Genomic DNA, 21549 nt, shown 5'->3' with positions numbered 1-21549 from the left:
CCCTCCGTCGCCCCCCCACCTTCCATTGACCGGATTGGTTCTAGCGGCGCGCGGCTTTCCCGGCCGACTTCCCGGCCGACTTCCCGGCCGAGACCGTCGTAGCCGCGCCTGAGCTACCGAGCTGACCGGCTTGGCTGGCACCCATACCGTCTCCGCCCTTGGTCAAGGTGCCCACCTGGTACCCCGCCCAAGCCATCATGGTCGAGAAGATCAGCGGTAGACCAATATGCAGAAAGCTCACGATGATGTTGAGCAGCATGCCCTTCGTGCCTCCGCCAACCCCCTGACCATCGGCGGGGGTCATCCATCCCTGCATATCGGGCCACAAGGCCATCGCCATGTTGTTTTCCAGCCACATGGACACCTGCCACAGATAGCTCCAGAACATCACGGTCAGAATCGCAGCGGTCGCGATGAAGACCGTCTTCCAGCTGTACCCCGAAAACACCAGGACGAACGGCAGGAGCATGTACATGCCCATGAGCAGGAAGCTCTGGATGATCGGTGCCGCCTCCCGGATGGTGTGCATCATCGGGCCCCAGGAGGTGGTGTAGAAGGATCCGACGCCTACCGACGACATGGCACCTGACAACAGGTTTTCATTGTTGTGGGTGCGCGAGGCCTGCCCTGCCCACCCCGCATCCGAGCTTCCAGCAAGCGCCATGATCTCCTGATCGATGACCCGGCGGATCATCCGGTCCTCGGTCACCTGCTGATCTTCGCCGAACAGCGAAGAGAAGCGATCCCGGGCGTTTTCCCAGAAGGACTGATCCGTCTCGTCCACGATCATCTGCCGCAGCGAAGGTCCTCCCTGGCCTTCCCACCACTCGTTGCAGTACGGGTGCCCGTAGTCGGTGTCTCCGTCGGGATAATTCGCACCATCCCGGTCCTCATTGAAATCAAACCCCTCGACCGGTTGCTCGGCCCGATAGTTGTTGTAGTACCCGTCGGTCTGGAGATAGGTCCGGGATCCGATCCACTCGGGGTCGTCCTGACCATGTTCATCAAGGATCCCCTCCACGTCCGGGTTGTCCCGGTGGTACTTCGAGCGCGCGGGAATAAAGCACTGTTCCGCGAACTGCCGGATCTGGGCCGAAACCGAGGAATCCTGGATCCGCTGTTCGTCCAGCTCCAGCCGCGTCTGGACCATTTCGTCGGGGCACCCGATACCCGCGATCGCCGCGCCGGTGAATCCATGCCCGATCGCCATTGTCCCGTACCACCACAGCGGGACATTCGCCTGCGTCATTTCCTCCGCAAACTGATCGTCATAGGTGGTTTCTTCCGGCTGGAGGCGGTCATCGCACGGGTCCCCCACGTCCATGGAGTCCACGGACAGGTTCACCAACGGCTGTGCGGCCAGCATGATGGCGAGCACCGCCTTGGCGATTTCGAGCTCCATCATGTGCAGGCTTTTCCTTGATCCTGCCTTGGCCTCCTGACCGGTATAGTTTTCCGAAAAGGCATACGCGACGATGAAGAAGAACGGGATGAAGGCAATCCCGGTGAAGACGAAGATGTCCCAGAGGTTCTGATACTGCATCCATCCGAAGATGGTCGCGAACCCCTGTAGCGGATCATTCACGTTCACAGCAGCACCTCAATCGCTTGTCCCACCAGGTTCTGTGCGAGCAGCAGCTCCAACACGACCATCCACCCCACGACTTGCCAGCGGGCGGCGATCAGATTGGCCCGGGCGGCCGGCTCCAGGTGACCGCCCAGCCACTCCACCCAGTAACGCCAGCCGACGCCGATGACGGCGATCGCGAGCCAGCGCCAGGCGGTCATCCAGTGCTCCACGCGGTCCAGCCGCTCCCGCACGCCGGCGGCCCCCTCAATGAAGTGCCAGCCCATGCCGCCGATCAGCACCAGGGCAAACAGGGCCGCGAGGCCAAGGACCAGATACCGGGGCATTCGCGTCAGCGTGCTCATTGACTCTCCACCGCGCCGCCCTGCAGCGGATTTTCATCGCGCATGAATGGGTGCGGGATGGGCGCCGACTCGGTCCGACGCTCCTGCGCCTCCCTAATGATCTCCCCGGCCGTACTCGACACCATCATTTGCCGGGCTTCGTTTTCCTGCATCATCAGCTCGATCTCGTCGCTGAGCTCCTCCACGGCCGCATCGATTTCGTCCGCCGCAACGCCGGTGGACTCGATCTCCGGCGCTTTGCGCCCGGTCAGCAGCATGCGGCGCGCGAGCAGCGCCTTCTCCATCGTGCGGGCGGAGGCCACCTCCTGCGCCAGACGGCCCACCGCGACGCGCTGGTCCTGACTGGGCATTTCCTGAATCGCCTCCACTACGTCGCGCGTGATCGATACACCCGGCGCGGACACGTCATCCAGGTTCGACGCGGTCATGCGGCTGTCACCGGCGACCAGGGCCTGCAGGTCCTGTTGCACCTCTTCGTTGGTTTCCTCCTGAATCGGCAGCAGTCCGACGCCGGGGGTCGTCTCGCTCTCGCAGCCGTTGCAGGTCCGCACGTGCGTGTCACCCACCACCCGCGTGGTCCACTCTTCGGCTTCCGAGGGGCTGCCCCAGGTCTGAGCCAGCAGGGGCTGGTCGTCACCCTGGCCGACCGGCGTTCCGGCCGTGGCCGGCCGGTCCAGGGTGATGTTGAAACCGGCGCGAGCCGTGTCACCCACCGCGTTGGCGGGTTCCTGGCCCTGCCCCCCGCGCCGGCCGCCAAGCCAGTTCAGTCCTTCGTCGCCGCCGCTTTCCTCGATCTCTTCGTTGACCTGCACGATGTCGCCGCCCTCGCCCATCGATGCGCGCCATTCGTCGCCTTTCGCGACGGTGACCCACTCCTGATAGGGGTTGCGGCCATCGGCCAGCTCGGCCTCCATCTGCTCGCAACTCTTCGTCGCGAGCTCCAGCTCCTCTTCCGCGCGCAGCAGGTTGTTCTGGAACAGGTCATAGAGACCGGGGTTGGCGCGCTGCAGCACCATGGCCGGGAGCGAAGCGATCGCGTCGTTCGCCGCCTGGACCATCTGATCCACCATGTCTTCCATGCCCTGCGCGACTTCGTTCAGGGTGTTCTCGACCGACAGGACAGGGTCAAAGCTGCCGCAGCTGTACCCCATACTGGATTCCCCGCCCACCGACAGCTGTACCGTGGTGACGTTGGGATTCGGGGCCCGACTAACGGGGCTGGCCCCGCCGATCTCGTAGTACCAGAGCCCGCTTTCGCCGCCTTCCGACGGGATCTGCGCCGAAGCGCCGGAGGCGGCCACGGAGGCCGCGATCGCGGCCATCATCAGGGTTTTCCTTGCGTTCATCGTCCGCTCCTCACAGTCCAATCGTGCCCAGGTACACCTGCCCCTCGATCTCGCAGCAGCTGTAGGGGCGCCACAGGCTCCACGTGTAGTCGCCGTGCAGATTCGTCTTGTCGTCCGCCCAGCCTTCCTCCTCTTCACGGTCGTCTTCCCCGAACACTTCGCAGTCCCCGGTGTCGGTCGGGAGGTGCATCTGGAACATGCCGGTGTCCTCGTCGCGCTCGACCAGCTCCGGCGGCTCCCACACGCGGTAGCCGTCCACGTGCACAACGTCCCCGGTCGGCAGGGGTTCATACACGTGGCCGTCCTGATCCTCCCGGGTCGTGATGTCGCCGGCGCGCTGCGCGACGATCGCGCCGGCCTTGGCGTCCTCCGGCTGCGAGACCCACCCGGAACGCGGGTAGACCGCGCCCCAGGTCCAGTCATCCCAGTCGCCGATCTCGCGCTCGCCTTCCTTGATCGATTCGGTGTAGAACATTTCCGGGAGGCCATACCGCCATGCCATCGTGCTGGACGCCGACTGCATGTAGGGCTCGAACGCCTCGGCCTGTGCGTCGCCGGGGCAGATATACGGCACGTCGATGTAGTCCATGATTTCCTGCACGGGGTGGCCGATCACGTCCGACTCCTTGAACCGGATCTGGCGCGCGTGATCGCGCTCGGCGTCGCGCGCCTGCTGGCCGCCGCCGCCGATGAACGCATCGCCGTCCAGGAGGGACTCCCCGGCCGACTCCTGCGCGGATCCCAGCGCCTGCCGGATCTCGACCCAGGGGTTTTCCCCCGTCTCGTGATAGGCGGAAATCACCGCATCCGGTGCGTAGTGCTGGATGCGCTCGGACGTTTCGATCGAACAGCCCGTGATGGTGCACCGCAGCCACAGGCAGATCCCGATGATCTCCCAGTTCAGGCAGGAGCTGATCCCGCTGATCGTCTGCGAGTAAATCTCTCCGGTCGTGATGTCCTCGGGATCTTCCGCCATGGCCGGGGTTGCCAGCGCCAACCCCAGCACCATCCCGCGCCAGGCATGTCGTTTCTGCATCAGTTCACTCCCTCCCCTCGAACTCCCGCAGCGCCCGGGCCAGGTCCGTGGTGCCGTACACCACGGCCTCCCGGTCCATGACGATCGCCGGTACCTGCTCCAGCTCCAGCCGCTTCGCGAGCACCAGCGGTGCATAAGCGTCGCGGATCTCCTGCTGGGCGGCGGCGTCCAGCCGCTCGCGCGCCTGCTGTTCCGCGAGGGCCTCCTCAGCCGCGAGACCGTCACTGAGCTGCTCCAGCGTGCGGTCCACGGCATCAATGCGGTGCACCTGCACTGGGATGCCCTCCCGGTCCGCCGGCGTCGTACTGACCGTCATGCCTTCCACCAGAAACACGTCGATCCGGTCCGGCCCGGCCGCCTGCGCACTGCCGATGCACAGAACCGCCGCCCCCAGGGCGGCCATCATCCGTTCCCGCATGTGCCCTCCTTGCCCTCGATGTCCTCGATGTCCTCAATCTCCTCGATGCCCTCGGGATCTTCGGGGTCGCGAACCATCAGCTGCGTGCGGATCCGCCGGTTCGGCGCCCACTCGTTGACGAGGTGCTCGCAGATACGGGCCTCGACGTCCGCGAGGTGGACGGCCGCCCGCCGCAGGTCTCCATCCAGACGCGCCCCCTGATCCGCCGCCTCGGCCAACGCGTCCGGTGTCCAGCCGAGTTCGGCCAGGGTGTTGACCGCCGTCTGCCGCTCCGGCGATGACAGCCACCCGCCCTTGTGCACCAGCACGCCTTCGCCCTCCATCGGCAGCCGCCGAATCGCGAGCAACGCCGTCTCCAGTGGGTTCATGTCCGGCGGGTCGGGCAGCAGGAACAGCCCCTTGCGACCCGCGGCCACCTGCAGCCACTCCAGCCAGTCGAAGTCCTCGGCCCAGAGTTCGTCCGGGTTCGCGATCATGCCGGATCCTCCCCCGCGATTTTGCGGGCCACCGCTTCGGCGGCCTCGACCTCCGTGCAGCCGAGTTCGTCCATCAGCTTCTTGCGCTCGGCCTTCTCGTGCTTCTCCGTCATGGCGAGGGCCAGCGCGATCGGCGGCGGGACGTTGCGGAACAGGGTTTCCATCTGGTCGGCGAGCACGACGCCCTCGACGTAGCTCCCCGGCTCCTTGCGCGCGCCCAGGAGCATGCCCTTCTGTTCTTCCGAGAGATCCTTGAAGCGGGCGATCTGCTCGATCTCCTCCTTGGGCATCACGAGGCAGAGCCACCACTCCATCATGTTGAGCATCTTCTTGGAGGCGTTCGGGAAGTCTTCGAGGTTCTGGGTCGCGATCCAGAACCACGCACCCAGTTTTCTCCACATCTTCGTGATCTTGACCACGTAAGGCGCGAGGAGTGGGTTCGTGGTGATGATATGGCCCTCGTCGGTAAGCACGAGGGTGGGTCGCTCGGAGTGCTGGTGTTGCTCGACCTGGTCGTTGATATGGTTCATCAGGCCCATGTAGGCCACGGTCAGCTGATCCTCGTACCCCTCGCGGGCCATGATGCCGACGTCGACGATCGTGACGTCGGCCTCGGGCCAGCGGATCCCCGGGCGGTTGAAGACCTTGCCGGCGAACCCGGTGCAGAACAGCTCCATCCCGTCGGCCATGTCCCGCACACGTTGCTGCCGGGACTCCGCGTCCTCTTCAGCGGCCACGTCCCGCATGCCGGCAACCACGTCCTCGGTCAGGACCTGCTCGCGGCCGGCCTCCTGCACGCGCTGAGCGCCGCGGAGAATCCCCTTGCGGATCGCCAGGCGGTCGGTGCGGCGCATGAGCTCGTCTTCGCGGGCATCGCCGCCGGTGATCATGATCCGGGCGGCGATCTCCATTTCGCCGAGGATGTCGCGGCTTTCATCGCCGTCGTCCTCGTCCTCTTCCTCGTCTTCGGAACCAAGGCTGTCCTCGGCCGAAGCGGGCCGCTTGAGCAGCTCCAGCGCCGCCCCGAACGGCGGCAGCGACACGTCCTCCTTGGGATTCAGCGAGACCTGGTTGACGCTCAGGCCGCGCTCCGCCATGTAGTCGCCGAGCAGGCCGAACGAGTTGCCGGCCTCGATGACGTAGATCCGCGGCCGGTAGATCGCGGCCATCTGCATGATCAGATAGGTCAGCATCGCCGACTTCCCGGCCCCGGTGGGGCCCAGGATCAGGGTGTGCGCGTTCTTCTTCCGGTCGCTGCGGTGCAGCGGGTCGAAGAACAGCGGTTCGGCGCCGCGGTTGAAGAAGAAGAACCCGGGATGCCCGGTGCCCTTCGTGCGGCCGTACAGCGGTACCAGCGCGGCCAGGTGGTCGGAGTAGATATACCGGCTCCGCCGGGTCACCTTCTCCAAGTTCGGGTCGTAGGCCATCGGCAGGCTGCGCAGATAGGTGTCGAGCGGCAGCAGCTCCGCCTCGCGCGTGATCGTCTTGAGGCCGTTGGCCGTCAGGCGCGAGGCGAGATCGTTGCGCCGGCGCACGAGCGTGTCGTCATCCTCCGCGCGGATGTAGAACGCCATCTGTACCGGGTACAGCTTGTTGTCCTTCGCCATTTCCTCCTGCGCGGCCTGCGCCTCTTCCATCGCGAGCTGGGACTCGATGTTGTCCCCCTTCGAGGCGGCCGCGATCGCACCGATATGGTTGCTCACCTGGTCCTGCGGCTTGATCGTCACCGTGATCGCCAGGATGGTCCCCTCGGGGGAGCGATCGAACAGCGCAAACACGTTCTCGCCAGCCTGGCGCTCGGCCGTGAAGTGCCCGATCTTCGGCTTCTGCCGCAAACCCTGGATATTGAGCACGGCATGGGGCATGCCGTCGAAGCGCCAGGCCCCGAGCTTCGCGTCGGACTGCGGCATCGAATAGGTCAGCTGCTCACCGAAATCGCGACCAAAAGGCAGGTCTTCGTCCCCCGGATAGGGGGCGATCTGCAACAGCTTCTCCGGATCACCTTCCGCGAGCTCCGGGCGCGGATTGAACCACGGCACCATCCACTTGTAGAGGTCCTCGGCGGTGCAGCGCCGCACCCCGACCCCGACGGCTTCCAGGGACGCCTGCCACTGTTCCGCGACCTGATTGAGCTCTTCCTCCGGCCGGATGTCGCCGCCCGAGATTTTGCGGCGATACAGACACGCCCGGATGCGCCGGCGCTGGCCGCGCCAGGGGCCGCCGGTCACCTGGTTGTCCACGAACAGGCCGCCGGGGCGGGAGATCCGGTCGAGGTGGTCACCCATCTGGTGAAAATAGTGGTCCGCGAAGGTGTGGTCGCCGGCGCGTTCCCGGCTGTATTCACGGACCTCCTCGATCACGTCGCCCAGCGCGGGATCGTCCTGGACAAAGAACTGCAGGATCCACGGCGAGCCGTCTTCCTCCGGGATCGGGTCCGTCAGCGTGCCCTGCAGCTGGGAGCGCAGCTCCTCCATGTATTCCGGACTGCGCGCCTCGGAAGACATCGGCGTGAGCTCGAACAGCGCGCCCACGCTGTTCGTGTCTTCCAGCAGAAACGCCCGGGTCTCCGGATCGTAGTCCGTCCAGGGCAGAAGATCGGTGAAGGAGTTGGGGCGCCGATAGAGCGAGCGCACCTCCGCCTCCGACACCGGCTGATAGGTCTTCTGGCCCAGCCGATGATCCGGACGCGCCTCCTCCGAGTCCTCGCGTTTCGAGGGCGACAACATGGATGCGAGCTGGCCCAGCATCAGTGCGTCTCTCCCGGCAGTGCGTAGTGGTGGCCGTCATACATCGGGAACGAGGTGGCGTAACCCGGGACCGGTACCGAATCGCGCCCCGCGAGGTGCGGGTACACGTACATGACCAGGGTCGGATTCGGCACCCGCTCGAATCGGGTTTCGATCTCGTCCTGCGCGGTGCGGGTGTACCCCGAAAGGTCCTGGGAGCCATCCTTCACGGCTCGGCCCCGCGGAGACTGGCCGACAGGCTGGCCCAGCGCCTCCCGTACACCGTCGATGTCGTCCTGTCCCATGGACTCGAAGTGCTGGTCGTGCACTTCACGCATGGTCGGGGCATCCTCCGGATACACGGTCTTCTGGCTCGTTGACGCACACCCGGCCAGCAGCCCGGCACTAATCAAGAGCGCGATGGGGCGAATCATGCTCGAACGCCTCATGGTCAATCCTCCGTCCTTCGATCTCGTAGTCGATGTGGAGCTCACGATCGAGGTGCACCGCCACGGTCTGCCCCGCCGGGGTGAACACCGCGTCGAAGTGGTTTTCCTGGCGCTCCCGCAGCCAATCGACCACTTCCTCGGCAGCACCCGAGACGGCCTGCCCGGCCATGAACTCGCCGGTGTCGCCGCTCACGATGTTCTGCGTGAAGCCTTCCTGCCCCACGATCTGCGTCGTCTGCGCGGCCGCGGCCGCATCCCCCGCGGCCTGCAGGCTCACGATGCCGGTCGCCTGCGCGAGATAGGCGCCCGCGTTGGAGACCCGCTCGCCCTCCACGCACGGCACGCCCCGGTCATCCGAGATCCAGCCGAGCGCGTCATCGGTATCCCCGTGGGGGTCGGGCAGGGTGCGGACGGTGCCGTCATCGAACACGTAGGTGACCGACTCGATCTGCCCGCGGACGCAGGACAGCGTCCAGTCCCCCATCGCCTTGCCCGAGAAGATCATCCCGTCGATGTTCGGGATGTCGATGTCGTTAGCGGCCAGGTTGTCGCGACCGACCACGACCTTGAACGGCACCGGATCCTCGACGGTGCCGCCATGCGGCACACGCCCGATCAGGGCGGTCATCGCGGTTGACCCCATGAGGGTGGAGTTGCGCGGTACGGTGTAGCGCGGCTCCTCGGTCTCTTCATCGGCGTCCTGCGCCGCGTCATCCGCGAGGGAGGCATCCTGCACGGCATCCCGGCCCCGCCCGACGGCTTCACGGCCCCGGTCGGCCCCTTCGGACAGGACCTGCCCGCCGCGGTCCAGCACGCCACCTTCACGATCCGGGAGCCCCCCGTCCTCGGCTTCGGGGTCCCAGCCGACCGGCTCGGTCCACTGGATGTCGGTTTCGTCCCGCGGCGGGGTCTCCGGAGCCGGCTCGGCGTCCGCGAGGTCCTCGTCTTCGAGCCCCAGACCGACGGGCAGATCGGTATCCACCCCGTCGTCCGCCTGGAGATCCTCCACCCGATCGGACAGGCCTTCGAGGCGCCGCAGAACACCCGCCATGCGGGATTCGTCCACGGGCTCCGCTCCTTCCTCGCGCATCCGCTGGAGCTCTTCGCGCAGCGCTTGGTTTTCCTCGCGGATCGTCTCGTACTCTTCCCGGGTTTCTTCTACCCGCTCCTGCGTGCGCCGCTGTTCGGCGGTCAGGGTGCGGATGGTGTCCGCCGCCGTATCGGCGTCGGGACGTACCACCTCGTCCCGCTGGTCGAGCGAGTCCGGTGCCTCGGCGACGTCGTCATCGGTGCCGCATGAGCGGACCATCACCACAACCAACAGGAGCGCCATGAGGCCGCCGATGATCGGCAGCAGTCGATTGCCCTGCGTCGAAATCATTACTGCACCCCCCAGAAGCTCTCTTCAAAGGGACGGTCGGAGACGAGGTAGACCGCCGTGGTGTCGGCGGAGGCGCCGGCGGGGTGCAGGCGCGCGTGCTGGAAGGTCGCGGTCAGCCAGTCACCGCGCAGATCGCGCGGATCCAGTTCCACCGGCCGGTCCACGGCGTTGGTCAGCTGCACGGCCGTGACGTACCACTCGCCACCGCGCCAGGCAGCGACGGGTTCGGCCTTCACCTCCGCTCCGCGCACCATCGGCACCGAGTCGTCGGACACCGACACCTGCCGGATCCCGCGCGCTTCCGGCTGTAGCCGGCGCGGGCCATACAGCTTCTGCGCGGCATACCGGGTGAGTGCGACGTAATCCAGGTTCTGGTGGACCTCCTCCTCGGCGTCCGCCGGGGCCTCACGCGCGGCGTCATCCGGTCGGCCCCGGTGAACCACGAGCTCGGCATCCGTGGCGCCCGCCGAAGCCGACAGGTCCAGCATGTACGCCGCCCCGGTATCCACGTCCTCCACCAGGGCCCGGGCCGCCGGAAACGCGTCGTGGGCCTTGAGATAGACGATCCCTTCGTTGGAGAAGACCCGCACCTGGTCGTCCACGTGACCCGGCAGGCCGACCCGCACGTGGTTGGCCGGGAACCGCAGGATCCGTTCTTCGCCGACCGGCAAGGCCACCTTGATCGGGCTGCCATCCCAGGCCACCCGTTCGGGCGGCTCGGCGGCCACAAGTGCGGGTGCGACACAGCACACCAGTGCGAAGATCAGGCCGCGCATCGTCATCACTGCTCCTCCAGATCAATCTGCGTGGGCTGGCCCGCGAAGCCGTCCAGCGCGAGTCCCCACGGGTTGTACTGAGGGTCCACGTCGTATCGCACCACCCGGAGCGGATAACGGGCGCGAAGGTGCTTCACCAGCTCGCCATCCACGTGTTCCTCGATCTCCACGTCGATCCAGACGATCCACGTGTCGTCACCGAGGGCTTCGACCCGCTCCCGCTCATAGCGCCGGCCCGGGGCTTCACGAATCGCCCGCGTGCGAGCGAGTTCGCCTTCGTCATCACGGCGCTGGAGATCCTCCTGCATCATTTGCTGCATGGAAGGCGTCATAAACGCCTGGAGTTGCCGGAGGTTCTCCGGGTAATCCTCGCGGCCGTCGTCATCCCAGCGGTACGCCTGCTGCCACATATACAGCGCGAAGGTGTAGATCGAGGCGGGATGGACCTCGTCCGCGTCGAGCACGCCGCCGGTTCTGAGCTCGGGCGGGACGTGCACCTGCAGCCGTTCCGGCGCGGTCTGCCAGCCCCACCACATCGCGGCGGCGATCGCGAGCACGACCACGATCACCGCCCGGAGGGTGTTGATATGGCTGCGTGCGGTGTCCAGTTCCTTGCGGTATCTCATCGATGTCTCCCGATGTCCCAGGAGCCGGAGGTCATCACCACCGGCAGCCGGCGCAGGCCGGCGCGGTGCATGGCGAGCATGATCCGTTGCTGGTAGTACCCCGTCGGGCGGCCGCGCTTGACCTTCTGCAGAACGGTGGCCGCCACGAATACGGTTGCGAGAATGCCCGCCGCGGACAGCCCCAGCCCCATCGAGGCGCCTCCCAGGGCGGCCCCCAGAAAGCCGCCGCCGGGAAGCCAGACCGCCGCAGCCATCCCCAGGAGCATCAGCAGCTCCGAGGAAGAGCAGCCGCGGAAGATCACCGGCTCGTCGTTGAGCCGTTCGGCCAGGGGATGCTCACGCGCGGCCATCAGTTACCCATGATCGCGAGGGCCTGTTGCAGCAGGAAGCCGGTGAACACGAGCAGGCCGGCCCCGACCACGGCGAGCAGGCCGACTTCGGACCACTCGGCCTTGCCGGCGCGCGCTTCGTTGAACTTCGTCAGGCCCGCATAGGACACCCAGATGAAGGAAATCAGCGAGACCAGGGTCGCCACGATCATTCCTCCATCGAACAGGGCCCCCTGGATCAGCGAGAACCAGTCTTCATCCTCGCCCCCAGAGTCCGGTTCTGGCGGATCCGGAAGATCCCCGCCGATAGCCCAGGCCGGCCCGGTCATCAGGGCGGTACTGGCCCCGACGGCCCACAGCTGCACACGCTTGAACATACCCATCATCAACCTCCTCACTCTTCGTTGAGTCATTGCGGATCCGGCGTCACTGCAGGATCCAGAGAATGGCGACCACCACGACGGTTGCCCGGATCACGATCCACGTCATGTCGAGAAACGAGACCTCCCCGTCGCTCCAGCTGCGCCATTGGGCAACGGCCAGCCACGCGAGCCACAACAGGTAGGCCAGGCCCACCACCGAGACGATCACCGTGCCGAGTTGGGCGCCGGAGACCCCGGCCCAGAGCTCGAACTCCTGTTGAGCGTCGCTCACCGCCGGTAATCTCCGGTCAGCGGTTCCACCCGGCGCGGGGCCGTCTGCGGTTCACGCAGATGCTCCCGGATCCCGGACTTCACCCGGTCCAGGTCATGGCGCAGCCAGTCGTACTCGAAGCGCACCCGCTCGTCCGGATTCGCGTGCGCTTCGGCCTCGGTGACCAGGGCGTCGAGCGCCTGAATCTCGTGCAGGAGGCGACTGAGCACCTCCCGCTCCGCGTCCCGATCCGCCAACGCGGTCACCGGGGTCATGGCGAGGGCCGCGGCGATCGCGGTCAGCACTAGGGGTTTTGGCATTCCCGAACTCCGTCACGACTGAACGTGTGGAAAGTCTCGGGCACCGGGAGGGCCGGCAACCATAAAAAATCCAGAATCGATCGCGAGGAATTTTTCGAGCGGCTCGTGAACGGCGTAACCGCCGGCCCGGGGCGGGTTTTTCCAACCTCAAAGACGGTTCGGCGTGGAGTGGAGAGGGAGGCGGGTCATCCGGAAGCACGTCTGCGGGCACGGCCGTGCCACGGCACACCGATGCGGGACCGGTAGGGGGTTCGGCGTCGTTCGCTCGGCGGGTAGACGATACGCCCTGCGCTCGCGACGCTCGCATCCGGATCGGGGGCGGCCGGAAGGCCCCGCGGGTCCGGCCTAGAGGTATTTCTTGAACGAGGCGGCCGTGATGGACACCGTGATCGCGTTGAGAAGCGCGAACGGCAGGATGATCCAGTTCGGGTGCACCGCGATCGGCATGGCGAGATAGATCACCCAGGCCAGGGCGATCGAAGGCAGCATCAGGCGCTTGGCGTGGTGGTAGACGAAACTCGACTCGCGCCCGCCTCCCCACCGGCGCAGATCCCGCTGGACAAGCCCGTCGACCATCGCCACCAGGGCGAACAGGGCGAAAACCGGCATGGCGAGGGTCAGCACCCCCAGGCGCAGAAAGAACACCTGCATGATCGCGATCGCGGCCAGCACATAAGCCTCGATGGTGGCGAATCCGTCACGCAGGGAGGTGACCAGCCGGCCATCATCCGGATGCGCCGGCACGGACAGCCATTCGACCAGGGTGATGATACCTGTATATTCAAACAGTACCCGGTAAGAATAGTCGGTGAAGGCCCGCACGTAGGCCGCTGGATCCGAGGTCAGGAGGGATTGCTGGAAGTCGGCGTTGATATACGACACTTCCCGCTCAAGCATGTCCCGGCTGTGATCCAGCCCCTCGTCGGGCCAGAACCAGGTCATGCCGACCCACTCCGCGATCACGGAAAACAGCATCGCGATCAGCAGCCAGACCAGCAGCCGCCCCAGCGTGCTCAGCGTGATGCCGATCCATCCCGGCTCACCCTGTGCGGGATGCTTGCGCGCCGCTTCCGAGGCCATCAGGTGGCCTCCGCCGGCGCCGCCGGCATGGGTTCGGCCTGATACCAGTTCTCGGTGGAGCTGTAATCATGCTCCATCCGCTCGGCGATCTCGGCGAGCGACTCGGGCATGACGGGGTCCGCCTTGGTGTCCGGAAGAGGCATCCGGATCTTGAACAGCTGGCCGCCCTCGATCAGCGCGAAGGCCTGCCCCTTCGGCAGGGTCACCACGTCGGACGGCGTGATCAGCGGGACCTCGCTGACGGTGATGCGGTCCTCGTTGCGCGAGGAGAAGTGCTGGTCGGAGTTGGGGTCGGCGGAATCGTTCGTGCCGGACACCTGAGTGAGGCTGAAAATCTCCACCTGCGGGAGTTGCTCGGTCAGCATTTCCGCGGTCTCGTACTCCTTCACCCGCAGCATGACCAGCGTGTTGAAGTTACCGGCCACCTGGCCGGCCTTGGGCTTGGAGCCGATCCGGGCCTCCACGTCGGACCAGGTCTGGGTATAGGCGGTCACCTGAAAGCCGGCACCGCCCGCCTTGTTCAGCAGGGGGATGAACTCGTTGCCGATCAGCTCGTTGAACTCGTCGGCATGGACGTTAACCGTGGGCATGTCGCGCATCGGCGTCGGCAGGCCATCATCCTGCCCGTGCTTGTACAGCTGCCCGGCCACCGAGCACAGGTCGGCGAACATGGAATTGCCGACGGCGGCGGCCACGTCCGCATCGGAGAGCGCATCGAGGCCCACGTACACGATACCCCCGGTGCGGATGACCTCGCGCCAGGAGAAGATCGGCCGGGGGTCGTCGGTGTCGAGGTAGTCGGGCGCGATCAGTTCGGCGGTCTTGCCGGTGGTGAGCTTCTCCATCAAAGGCAACAACGAAGCCACGATCTTGTCGAAGTACGTCTTGTCGTACTCGAACGCGGACCGGAGGCCGTCGGCCACCGGGTCGAACAGGCCCTGCTCCTTGGCGTAGAGCATCAGCGCGACGGCGCGCTTGTCCCGGCCCTGCAGATTGCGCGGCAGCTGGCGCTCGTTGGTGTTCGCTTCGCGGCGCTCGACCTCTTCCTTCCAGCCCTCCGGTGCCACCTGCGGAAGCCAGAACTCGTAGTATTCGATCAGCAGCGGCTCGATGTTCGTGATATGCCGGAGGATCTGGTCGTAGTCCGGGCGCCGGCCGAGGGCCACCACGGCCTGCGAGACGATGTTGACGAAGCGCCAGGCGAACTCGCGGAACGCCGCGCTGTTGCCCTCGCTTGGCAGCTGGTTCGCCACGCGTGAGGCCACCTCGGTGATGCGCGCGAAGGAGCCCACGGCGTTGTAGCGAGCCGAATGCTCCGGATAGCCGAGGTGGAACATATAGAACTCGTCCTGGCGTCCCGCGCGGCAGGCCTCGGCATAGACCCGCTTGAGAAGCGCGGCATCGCCCTTCGGATCGATAACGATCGTGACGTCACCGCGGCGGATGTCCTGCGTGATCAGCAGCTCGGCCAGGCGCGTCTTGCCCACGCGGGTGGTGCCCAGCACGAGGGTGTGACCGACCCGTTCCCCGAGGTCGGTCCAGACCTCCTCCTCGTCCGGCTCGACCGCGTGCAGCGCCGGCTTCCCGCCGACCGGCGGCAGCGGCGCGACCGGGTTCCACCACGCGCGCCGGCCCATGGCCCGCGCGAGACGGCGCAGCCCCGGCTTGCGCTCCCATGCGATTTCCTTGCGCCGGGCCCAGCGGTACAGGGGCCCCGGCTCAACGTAGTGCTGCACCTCCGGACGGATGGTGTCGCGCAGACGCTGGGTGTGCTTCTGGGTCCAGCGGAATCCCAGCCCGAGGAACAGGCGCCGGGTGCTGACGGGAATCTGGTGCGCGCCCATCGTGTAGGCCGGGAGCTGCCGGAGGTTGCGGTGATAGCGGACGATCCGCCACCCCTGCCGGGCCCGATACACCGCCATGGCGCCGAGCATCCCGGCCGCGACCCACGCGATCGACGGCGTCATCATCAGGGCCCAGGGTGCCACCGCGGCGATCACGGCCGCCATCGCGGCGACGCCGGCGGACCAGAGTTCGATGGGTGGCCTCAGCAGGGCCTCGACGGGGTGCTTCACTGCTCGACCCCCTCCCCGGAAATCACCACCGGGTACACCTCCAGGCCCAGCCGTTCCGCGATACTGCTCGCCGGCGAGAGCTCGATCGGGAGCCCCCGGCTGACCTCCCGGACGCGCTCCAGGTCGTCCCGGGTCTCCGCCTCGACCAGCATGCACACCGTGCCGGCGGACATCAGCGCGTCGCGGTTCTTCTCCAGCCACTGCAGCGATGTATCGTCGGAACCCACCAGACACAGTGGCCGCGGCAGATGCTGGAGCCGGTCGTGGGCGTGCGAGAAATCGCCTTCCAGCACGCCGAGGCTCAGCTCCGGCGTCTCCACGGGCAGCATGCGCTCCAGTTCATCAATATCGGTCGGGGGGCCGTCCCGCTCGGGTTCCGGGTGCTCCGGCGTCGCGCCTTCCAGTCGTTCCAGCCAGGGATCCGCGGACTGGCCTTCGCCGGTGTCATGCAACACGTCCAGCGCCATGGCCGGCGCGCTGGACAGCAGGACGATCAGGGTCAGGGTGTTCCGAATCATTGCAGACGCTCCAGATGATGCGCCACCCGCTCACGGTGGCGTGATGCGTGGCGTTCGTTGTTGGGGGCGTGGTACAGGCCCGCGGCATGGAGCCACCCCCGCGCGCCGTTCTCGTGGCGGTCGCGGAGGATGCCGGCGCCGATGCGCAGGTTGGTATAGGGATCCAGGGCCTGCTCCGGCGATTCGAGCCGGTCCTCGTACCAGTGCCAGTTCACCTGCATCAGTCCGACGTCGATGTTGCGCTTGCCCGCCGCGAGGTGGCCGCGCAGGGCCTCCAGCGCCTCGTCGGCCGTGGCGTAGCGTTCGGGGCGGCCGCCGACATTGAGGGTCCAGGGCCACGGCCGAAGCCGGCCACTCTGCAGGCGCGCACCGGACTCCGCGGCGGCAAGCGCGTACAGCACGTCGGCCGGCACACCGGTGGCCGCCGCGACGCGTTCATAGCCGTGCGGCACCGAGGCCGGCGCCGCCGCCGGCAGGATCAGTCCGACCAGGACAGCTGTGACCAGCGCGATCCCTCGGGGGCCCATAGAGACGGCGTATCGTGTCCGGCCAGGGTGCCGTCGTCGTGATTGAGCGTGATGCGGCCGGCCCGCACCAGCTCCGTCGGAATGGCATTCTCGATCGCCCATCGCTGCACTTCCGCGTCTTCGTCGGTGTCGGTCAGGAAGATGTCGAGGCGCCACGGAGCGTCCAGCGCAGCTTGCCGATCGATAACCGCCTGCACGTCCTCGGTGCAGTCACATTCGGTATCGGCGACAAAAACGATGCGCTCGACATCGTCCGAGAGGGAGTCGAGGGGCTGAGTGGGCGGATCCTCCGCCGGCGTCATGGCCCCGGTGGACTCGGGATCGGCCGCTCCCGACCGATCCCGCGGGGTCACCATGAGCCGATCCGGATAATGCCGATCCCAGGCCTCGTCGTAGGCGCGCTGGAACGCGAGTTCGTCGGCCACCCGCTGGCGTTCCTGCTCCATCGCGCGTTCCGCGTAGTAGCGACGCTCGCGTTCGGTCTCCGCGTGGATACCCAACACCCAGATCGGATCCAGATCCGGCGACCACTTCCCGCGCGGCCCGTCCATGATCGATTCGTATCGGGCCCATTCCTCGGCGCTGAGATCCCAGTGGCGGGCGCGATCCGGTGGCGCCTCCCGTTCCTCGGCGGCGGTCTCCGGGGTTTCGGTCAGCCGGGTCTCGTCGGCCTGCGCCGACAGGATGATGGACCCGGTGAACGCCGCCCCGCCGATCAACAGTGCATTCAGCGTTCGCATGCTTCCCCCTCGATCCAGTACACCCGTTCGGACCAGTCACTGGTCAGCCGACCTTCTACCCGCTCCAGGTCCTCCACGATCGCAAGGCAGTTCTCTTCATCCGCCGGCGGTGCGGGGATTGGCTTGATCGCGACGGTCGGTTCCGTCGGCTCCGGGTCATGGTTGGCGGCCATGATGCCGCCCCCCAACAACAGCACGAGCAGCCATTCCATCAGTGCTCCTCCATCGCCAGTGCATGGGTGAACCCTTGCGGGTGGGTCAGGACCGCGACGCCCGCATCCGGATCGATGCTCACCAGACGCCAGTCGCCTACGCGATCACCGACCGACAGTTCCTGCCGGTCGCCGGCACGATCCACCACAGCCAGCAGCGTGCCGCCCCAGTGATCGATACCGACCAGCGCGGCATCCAGCTCGGGCGTTTCCGGCTCCGCCTCCAGTCGGGCAAGGCGGGCCTGCAGGGTCTCCATGTCCTCCGCGAGGGCGTCGACCTCGTCACGAGCGTCGGAGCTGGCCGCGGACTCGACGGCTTCCAGGTCCGCCCGGAGCTCCTCGATGACCGCATCCCCCGGCGCCGCCGATGCCACCGCGTCCAGGTCGTCCTGCAGCCCCTGAATGGAGTGCTCCAGAGCGTCGAGTTGGCGCGTGAGATCATCGATGCGGCCGTCGTTATCCGATGCCCGTCCCTGGACCGCGGCGAGGTGCATTTCGAGCTCGTCGAGCTCGGGCGTCACGGCCGTGGTGGTTTCTTCGGGGGCGGAATCCCCCTCCCCGTCCCCGGTCGCCGACTCGTCCGCGGGCGAAGACCCCGACCCGGTGAACACCAGAAGGGCGAATACCAGAATGACGAGGCCGCCCAGCACCGGCCCCCCGACGACGATCCACTTTGGAGGGGGGTTCGATGCGGCCGGCTTGCCCGAGGCCGAGGGGGTCTCGGGGCGTGATTCCTGCGGGCTCTCGTTCACGTTGTCGTCGGTCATCATTCGGCTCCCAGAATCGATTTCGCTTCACGTACCGTCCACTGCGCGACGTCCTCGCGATCCGGGACGTCCAGGTTCACTCCGGTACGAAGGCGGTCAGGGGACGGGTTCTGGCGAGGGAAAAAGGCATCCGGATTCGCCTCGAACAGGGCGGCCGCTGTGCGGTGCGGTGTCCCGGGATGGATCCCGCGAGCGATGGAAACGAGCGTCTCGCCCTCCTCCACCGGGCCGTATTGTTCCCGGTCCGCCCGTGCATGAGGATCCACCTCGCCGAGCGCGGCCCGCACTTCATCGTCCGGGATGGCCCGGCCTTCGGTCCGGGCGGCCTCCGCGTAGGGCTCGCGCGGCTCGAACGTCACGAGGCGGCTGGTCGGATCCACGACCAGTCGCCACGGATCACCTGCGAGCGTGGTGAGCACCTGTTCCAGGCTCATGGGCCCCAGCTCGCGGTGCACTTGCGGCAACGGCCGCGTGAGAAGCACACGCATGGCGGGATCCGCGTCATTGACGTCCTGCAGGCGATACCCGGACCGGGCCAGGACATGCTTCAACGCTCCGCCCACGTGCTCGGCGGACGACGGGATGGAAACCTTGACCTTGACCTGCAACGGTTCCGCCTGCGCGTGGGTGGGCGCATTTGGCGCCGACAGATAACGCCCCACCTGGACGTCATCCGCCCAGGCGGGCGCCCCGCCCATGCTCAGGGCGCACAACAGACCGGGAATCGCGACGGCACGTACTCGCATGCTTCTCGCCTCACTCAGGGTTCATGGCTTAACACCGGCGAGTGTGCGAATGCGGCCGCGGCGCAACCACAAAAAATCCGGAATCGATCGCGAGGATTTTTTCGGTTATCCACAAAATCTGTGGAAAACCAACGCGAAATACGGGGAAAGAAGAGACGAAACAGGCGGTTGCAGGGATGATCAAAGAGTGACCAGTGGCCTGCACCGGAATCGCGATGCGCAGACGCATGGCTGCGCGCCGCGACTCCGCTCAGGTGAGTATCAGGAGGGATTCACGAAATCGGGCAGCGGTAGGGTCAATCAGCTGCCACCGACGGAGGTGGATCGTACACCCCGGGGCCGTTTGGCCGGCGCTCCTGCAATCGCTGGCCTGTCCGGATGATCCATGTTTCGGGGCGAATGGACCGACTGTTTCGGGCGCATTGCTGCACAAAGGGACCCGCGCTCCACCTGGCGGCGGGCGGCCAGTGAGTTCGATCACTGGAGACCAGGGTCTCCCCGGGACGGACCGAAAATGATCCGCCCCGGGGAGACCCCCCTTGAGGTTAAGGCTGCGCATGTCACCCCCCCGCCCATGAAGGGCGAGAGGGGTGGCTCGTTCATGCGGACCGCCAACACACGGCGGCTGGGTAAAAAGCCCCAACAGGCCAGGGTTCTGCAGGAGCGTCGATGCCGAGAGGTCCAACACCACGAAGTCCCTCCCCCCTTCTCACGGCACGCAGGGGGTTGCCGGCACAGCCGGCCAGGGGCCTGATACGCTCAGGCGGGCGGTTTAAACCCTATTGGACAGCATGACGGCTACGCCGGGCAATACACCGGAGTAGTCGTAATGGAGTGGCGCACACCACGCGTCTTCCCGGAAACGGCCGAGCCGGCCGACTCCGGGAAGACGCCCCCGAAGGGGCGCCGTGGTTAAATCCAGCGGATGACGTGCTGGATCCGCTCACCATCGGCGAGCGGGAGCTCCACGACATCCGCCCGGGCGTTGCTCCAGCAGGAGCCGCCCAGAATGGAGGCGTCGCGTCGGAACGCCTCCAGCTTCTGCAAGGCCTCCGGCACGGACAGCCGAGCGACATGGTCGCCGATCAGAGGGCTTCCTTCAGAGGAAACCCGGAGCGTTTTGTAATCCGGTGCCCGATACCGGGCCCCGGTGTCGAGGTGGTCCCAGATGGCCTTGATCGCCTCCTCGTGTGTGAGGCGCGGGAGGCCGGCGGCGTCGCGGTCCATGTCGAGGAACGAGCCGTGCGGCTCGTTCCAAGCGGCCCAGTTGAGCACCTCGGTTCGGGTGCCCGCCTCAACGAGGCGCCGTTGATACAGCGGGTCGCTGTACATTTCTGCGAGATCGGAACGTTGCATGGTGGTCTATCTCCTGCATCGAGGGGACAGACCACCCCCACGGGGATGTCTGTCCCCGTGGTGGGTTGAAATGTGAGCCGGCCAGCGTAGCCGACGGTTACGTGTAGACGGGCGAGCAGCCGATGTCTTGGAAGAAGGATCGGTACTCGCGGATCATTGAATCGAAGAGGTACCACGGTGCGTCTGACGAACCGTGGCGAACGGTCGGGCCCCCCTCCATGGACACCTTGAGCCCCTGCTCGCTTTGACCCTGGATGTAGACCTTCTTGTCGCGGGGTCGGTCCACGAGGAATGGCCCCTGGCGGAGATCCACGAAAGGGGCTGCTAGACGCTGCAGCATAGGCTGTTCCTCATAGAGGAACACCGCATTGGTCACTTCCGCGATGGCCCGGGTCAGCGACCAGACCTCGTCTAAGGAAGCGAGGACCTTGGCGGAGACGATGGGGATGTACTCCCCGTCTCGGGTCACCAGAGCCACCCGCAGTATGTCCCCTTCGCACCGCCCCGGATGGGCATAGACGGCGCAATGGTCGAGTGGGAAGCCGATAAAATCGGCAAGGTTCTTGCCGCGGCTCTCGCGGGCTGGAGCGATCCATTCGATGCCGTTTTCAGGGAAACGGCAGGCGATGGTGGCCTCCAGGAACCGAGCGAAACGGTCAGAATCCGCCACGACCTCGTCGTCGACGGGTTCCCAAGCATGGAACCATTGATAGCGCATGATCAGTCTCCTTCTTGGAGGGGACAGACCGCCCCCACGGGGACGGTTGTCCCCGTGGTGGGTAAACGATATGGACCGACCGGCTTTTGCCGGCGCCCCTCCTCCCGGTCCGGAGGGGCTTTCAGGGTGCCTGGATGCGCTCCAGGCCGGCGGTGAAGGCGTCTTCCCGGAAACGGCCGCCCGCGGCCGCCTCGGGGAAGACGCCCCGGAGGGCGTCGGTGGCTACATGAACTTCAGCATGGCAAACATGGACGTCAGGATCACAATGGTTTGCAGAACAAGGGCCTGATACAGATCAGTGCGAGTCATTATCGCCCCCAGGGTTTCCCTGAGCTCCATGCGGGCCTCCATGCCGGCCATCT

The 21549-nt window shown here is 66.4% G+C and carries 25 protein-coding genes; all 25 read right to left on the bottom strand.

Features of this window, described 5'->3' with window-relative positions; all coding sequences use genetic code 11:
• Nucleotides 1–40: 40 nt before the first annotated feature.
• The 25 genes from F790_RS0100130 to F790_RS0100010 all read right to left on the bottom strand — a co-directional run bounded on the left by F790_RS0100130 (nt 41) and on the right by F790_RS0100010 (nt 21187).
• Nucleotides 41–1591 (bottom strand): conjugal transfer protein TraG N-terminal domain-containing protein, encoded by a 1551-nt coding sequence (locus F790_RS0100130; RefSeq protein ID WP_019590518.1) that lies wholly within the window; start codon nt 1589–1591, stop codon nt 41–43.
• On the bottom strand, nt 1588–1932 hold the full coding sequence (locus F790_RS0100125; protein ID WP_038036455.1) for a hypothetical protein: 345 nt from the start codon (nt 1930–1932) through the stop codon (nt 1588–1590). Before F790_RS0100125 ends, F790_RS0100130 begins: the two co-directional genes overlap by 4 nt.
• A complete protein-coding gene (locus F790_RS0100120) occupies nt 1929–3278 on the bottom strand; it encodes an integrating conjugative element protein (RefSeq protein ID WP_232199238.1) in 1350 nt (449 codons plus the stop codon). The genes F790_RS0100125 and F790_RS0100120 overlap by 4 nt, the downstream gene beginning before the upstream one ends.
• Before the next feature lie 10 nt (nt 3279–3288).
• Entirely contained in the window at nt 3289–4314 is a 1026-nt protein-coding gene (locus tag F790_RS0100115; protein ID WP_019590515.1) for a TIGR03756 family integrating conjugative element protein, read from the bottom strand.
• A 4-nt stretch (nt 4315–4318) separates the two neighbouring features.
• Entirely contained in the window at nt 4319–4708 is a 390-nt protein-coding gene (locus tag F790_RS0100110) for a TIGR03757 family integrating conjugative element protein (protein ID WP_026332807.1), read from the bottom strand.
• A gap of 8 nt (nt 4709–4716) precedes the next feature.
• Complete coding sequence (locus F790_RS13650) at nt 4717–5208, bottom strand: hypothetical protein (RefSeq protein WP_019590513.1); 492 nt, start codon at nt 5206–5208, stop codon at nt 4717–4719.
• Nucleotides 5205–7955, bottom strand: coding sequence for a conjugative transfer ATPase (locus F790_RS0100100; protein ID WP_019590512.1), 2751 nt, complete (start codon nt 7953–7955; stop codon nt 5205–5207). Before F790_RS0100100 ends, F790_RS13650 begins: the two co-directional genes overlap by 4 nt.
• Nucleotides 7955–8368 carry a TIGR03751 family conjugal transfer lipoprotein gene (locus tag F790_RS0100095; protein ID WP_156824313.1) on the bottom strand — a complete coding sequence of 138 codons (414 nt, stop codon included), beginning with the start codon at nt 8366–8368 and terminating at the stop codon, nt 7955–7957. Before F790_RS0100095 ends, F790_RS0100100 begins: the two co-directional genes overlap by 1 nt.
• Complete coding sequence (locus F790_RS0100090; RefSeq protein WP_026332805.1) at nt 8340–9779, bottom strand: TIGR03752 family integrating conjugative element protein; 1440 nt, start codon at nt 9777–9779, stop codon at nt 8340–8342. The genes F790_RS0100095 and F790_RS0100090 overlap by 29 nt, the downstream gene beginning before the upstream one ends.
• On the bottom strand, nt 9764–10546 hold the full coding sequence (locus tag F790_RS0100085) for a TIGR03749 family integrating conjugative element protein (RefSeq protein ID WP_019590509.1): 783 nt from the start codon (nt 10544–10546) through the stop codon (nt 9764–9766). The genes F790_RS0100090 and F790_RS0100085 overlap by 16 nt, the downstream gene beginning before the upstream one ends.
• Complete coding sequence (locus tag F790_RS0100080; RefSeq protein ID WP_019590508.1) at nt 10546–11166, bottom strand: PFL_4703 family integrating conjugative element protein; 621 nt, start codon at nt 11164–11166, stop codon at nt 10546–10548. The genes F790_RS0100085 and F790_RS0100080 overlap by 1 nt, the downstream gene beginning before the upstream one ends.
• Complete coding sequence (locus F790_RS0100075; protein ID WP_019590507.1) at nt 11163–11516, bottom strand: TIGR03750 family conjugal transfer protein; 354 nt, start codon at nt 11514–11516, stop codon at nt 11163–11165. The genes F790_RS0100080 and F790_RS0100075 overlap by 4 nt, the downstream gene beginning before the upstream one ends.
• Entirely contained in the window at nt 11516–11881 is a 366-nt protein-coding gene (locus tag F790_RS0100070; protein WP_038036453.1) for a TIGR03745 family integrating conjugative element membrane protein, read from the bottom strand. The genes F790_RS0100075 and F790_RS0100070 overlap by 1 nt, the downstream gene beginning before the upstream one ends.
• Before the next feature lie 40 nt (nt 11882–11921).
• Entirely contained in the window at nt 11922–12149 is a 228-nt protein-coding gene (locus tag F790_RS0100065) for a DUF3262 family protein (RefSeq protein ID WP_019590505.1), read from the bottom strand.
• Nucleotides 12146–12448, bottom strand: coding sequence for an RAQPRD family integrative conjugative element protein (locus tag F790_RS0100060; RefSeq protein ID WP_038036451.1), 303 nt, complete (start codon nt 12446–12448; stop codon nt 12146–12148). The genes F790_RS0100065 and F790_RS0100060 overlap by 4 nt, the downstream gene beginning before the upstream one ends.
• Nucleotides 12449–12793: 345 nt before the next feature.
• Entirely contained in the window at nt 12794–13528 is a 735-nt protein-coding gene (locus F790_RS0100055; protein ID WP_019590503.1) for a TIGR03747 family integrating conjugative element membrane protein, read from the bottom strand.
• Nucleotides 13528–15603 (bottom strand): type IV conjugative transfer system coupling protein TraD, encoded by a 2076-nt coding sequence (traD, locus tag F790_RS0100050; RefSeq protein ID WP_019590502.1) that lies wholly within the window; start codon nt 15601–15603, stop codon nt 13528–13530. The genes F790_RS0100055 and traD overlap by 1 nt, the downstream gene beginning before the upstream one ends.
• A complete protein-coding gene (locus F790_RS0100045; protein WP_019590501.1) occupies nt 15600–16121 on the bottom strand; it encodes a PFL_4695 family integrating conjugative element protein in 522 nt (173 codons plus the stop codon). The genes traD and F790_RS0100045 overlap by 4 nt, the downstream gene beginning before the upstream one ends.
• The gene (locus tag F790_RS0100040) at nt 16118–16648 is read right to left on the bottom strand and encodes a transglycosylase SLT domain-containing protein (RefSeq protein WP_019590500.1); all 531 of its coding nucleotides are present in this window, start codon (nt 16646–16648) and stop codon (nt 16118–16120) included. The genes F790_RS0100045 and F790_RS0100040 overlap by 4 nt, the downstream gene beginning before the upstream one ends.
• Entirely contained in the window at nt 16600–17388 is a 789-nt protein-coding gene (locus tag F790_RS0100035) for a TIGR03759 family integrating conjugative element protein (protein ID WP_019590499.1), read from the bottom strand. Before F790_RS0100035 ends, F790_RS0100040 begins: the two co-directional genes overlap by 49 nt.
• Entirely contained in the window at nt 17376–17600 is a 225-nt protein-coding gene (locus tag F790_RS0100030) for a hypothetical protein (protein WP_019590498.1), read from the bottom strand. Before F790_RS0100030 ends, F790_RS0100035 begins: the two co-directional genes overlap by 13 nt.
• Nucleotides 17600–18367 (bottom strand): hypothetical protein, encoded by a 768-nt coding sequence (locus F790_RS13645; RefSeq protein WP_019590497.1) that lies wholly within the window; start codon nt 18365–18367, stop codon nt 17600–17602. The genes F790_RS0100030 and F790_RS13645 overlap by 1 nt, the downstream gene beginning before the upstream one ends.
• On the bottom strand, nt 18367–19029 hold the full coding sequence (locus tag F790_RS13640; protein WP_232199237.1) for a hypothetical protein: 663 nt from the start codon (nt 19027–19029) through the stop codon (nt 18367–18369). Before F790_RS13640 ends, F790_RS13645 begins: the two co-directional genes overlap by 1 nt.
• Before the next feature lie 996 nt (nt 19030–20025).
• Complete coding sequence (locus F790_RS0100015) at nt 20026–20469, bottom strand: hypothetical protein (RefSeq protein WP_026332798.1); 444 nt, start codon at nt 20467–20469, stop codon at nt 20026–20028.
• Nucleotides 20470–20566: 97 nt separating this feature from the next.
• Complete coding sequence (locus tag F790_RS0100010; RefSeq protein WP_019590494.1) at nt 20567–21187, bottom strand: hypothetical protein; 621 nt, start codon at nt 21185–21187, stop codon at nt 20567–20569.
• Between the last annotated feature and the right edge of the window lie 362 nt (nt 21188–21549).

This window comes from Thioalkalivibrio sp. ALE20, from assembly GCF_000381405.1.
Lineage (GTDB): Bacteria > Pseudomonadota > Gammaproteobacteria > Ectothiorhodospirales > Ectothiorhodospiraceae > Thioalkalivibrio.
Note: the sequence above shows the minus strand (reverse complement) of the source record. Positions and strands in the feature narration are given on the sequence as shown.

Excerpts from the sequence above, each read along its gene's own strand:
- F790_RS0100125 (WP_038036455.1), bottom strand. The coding sequence starts at position 1,932 with ATGAGCACGCTGACGCGAATGCCCCGGTATCTGGTCCTTGGCCTCGCG.
- F790_RS0100120 (WP_232199238.1), bottom strand. The coding sequence starts at position 3,278 with ATGAACGCAAGGAAAACCCTGATGATGGCCGCGATCGCGGCCTCCGTG.
- F790_RS0100115 (WP_019590515.1), bottom strand. The coding sequence starts at position 4,314 with ATGCAGAAACGACATGCCTGGCGCGGGATGGTGCTGGGGTTGGCGCTG.
- F790_RS13650 (WP_019590513.1), bottom strand. The coding sequence starts at position 5,208 with ATGATCGCGAACCCGGACGAACTCTGGGCCGAGGACTTCGACTGGCTG.
- F790_RS0100100 (WP_019590512.1), bottom strand. The coding sequence starts at position 7,955 with ATGCTGGGCCAGCTCGCATCCATGTTGTCGCCCTCGAAACGCGAGGAC.
- F790_RS0100095 (WP_156824313.1), bottom strand. The coding sequence starts at position 8,368 with ATGATTCGCCCCATCGCGCTCTTGATTAGTGCCGGGCTGCTGGCCGGG.
- F790_RS0100085 (WP_019590509.1), bottom strand. The coding sequence starts at position 10,546 with ATGACGATGCGCGGCCTGATCTTCGCACTGGTGTGCTGTGTCGCACCC.
- F790_RS0100080 (WP_019590508.1), bottom strand. The coding sequence starts at position 11,166 with ATGAGATACCGCAAGGAACTGGACACCGCACGCAGCCATATCAACACC.
- F790_RS0100075 (WP_019590507.1), bottom strand. The coding sequence starts at position 11,516 with ATGGCCGCGCGTGAGCATCCCCTGGCCGAACGGCTCAACGACGAGCCG.
- F790_RS0100070 (WP_038036453.1), bottom strand. The coding sequence starts at position 11,881 with ATGATGGGTATGTTCAAGCGTGTGCAGCTGTGGGCCGTCGGGGCCAGT.
- F790_RS0100060 (WP_038036451.1), bottom strand. The coding sequence starts at position 12,448 with ATGCCAAAACCCCTAGTGCTGACCGCGATCGCCGCGGCCCTCGCCATG.
- F790_RS0100055 (WP_019590503.1), bottom strand. The coding sequence starts at position 13,528 with ATGGCCTCGGAAGCGGCGCGCAAGCATCCCGCACAGGGTGAGCCGGGA.
- F790_RS0100045 (WP_019590501.1), bottom strand. The coding sequence starts at position 16,121 with ATGATTCGGAACACCCTGACCCTGATCGTCCTGCTGTCCAGCGCGCCG.
- F790_RS0100040 (WP_019590500.1), bottom strand. The coding sequence starts at position 16,648 with ATGGGCCCCCGAGGGATCGCGCTGGTCACAGCTGTCCTGGTCGGACTG.
- F790_RS0100035 (WP_019590499.1), bottom strand. The coding sequence starts at position 17,388 with ATGCGAACGCTGAATGCACTGTTGATCGGCGGGGCGGCGTTCACCGGG.
- F790_RS0100030 (WP_019590498.1), bottom strand. The coding sequence starts at position 17,600 with ATGGAATGGCTGCTCGTGCTGTTGTTGGGGGGCGGCATCATGGCCGCC.
- F790_RS13645 (WP_019590497.1), bottom strand. The coding sequence starts at position 18,367 with ATGACCGACGACAACGTGAACGAGAGCCCGCAGGAATCACGCCCCGAG.
- F790_RS0100015 (WP_026332798.1), bottom strand. The coding sequence starts at position 20,469 with ATGCAACGTTCCGATCTCGCAGAAATGTACAGCGACCCGCTGTATCAA.
- F790_RS0100010 (WP_019590494.1), bottom strand. The coding sequence starts at position 21,187 with ATGCGCTATCAATGGTTCCATGCTTGGGAACCCGTCGACGACGAGGTC.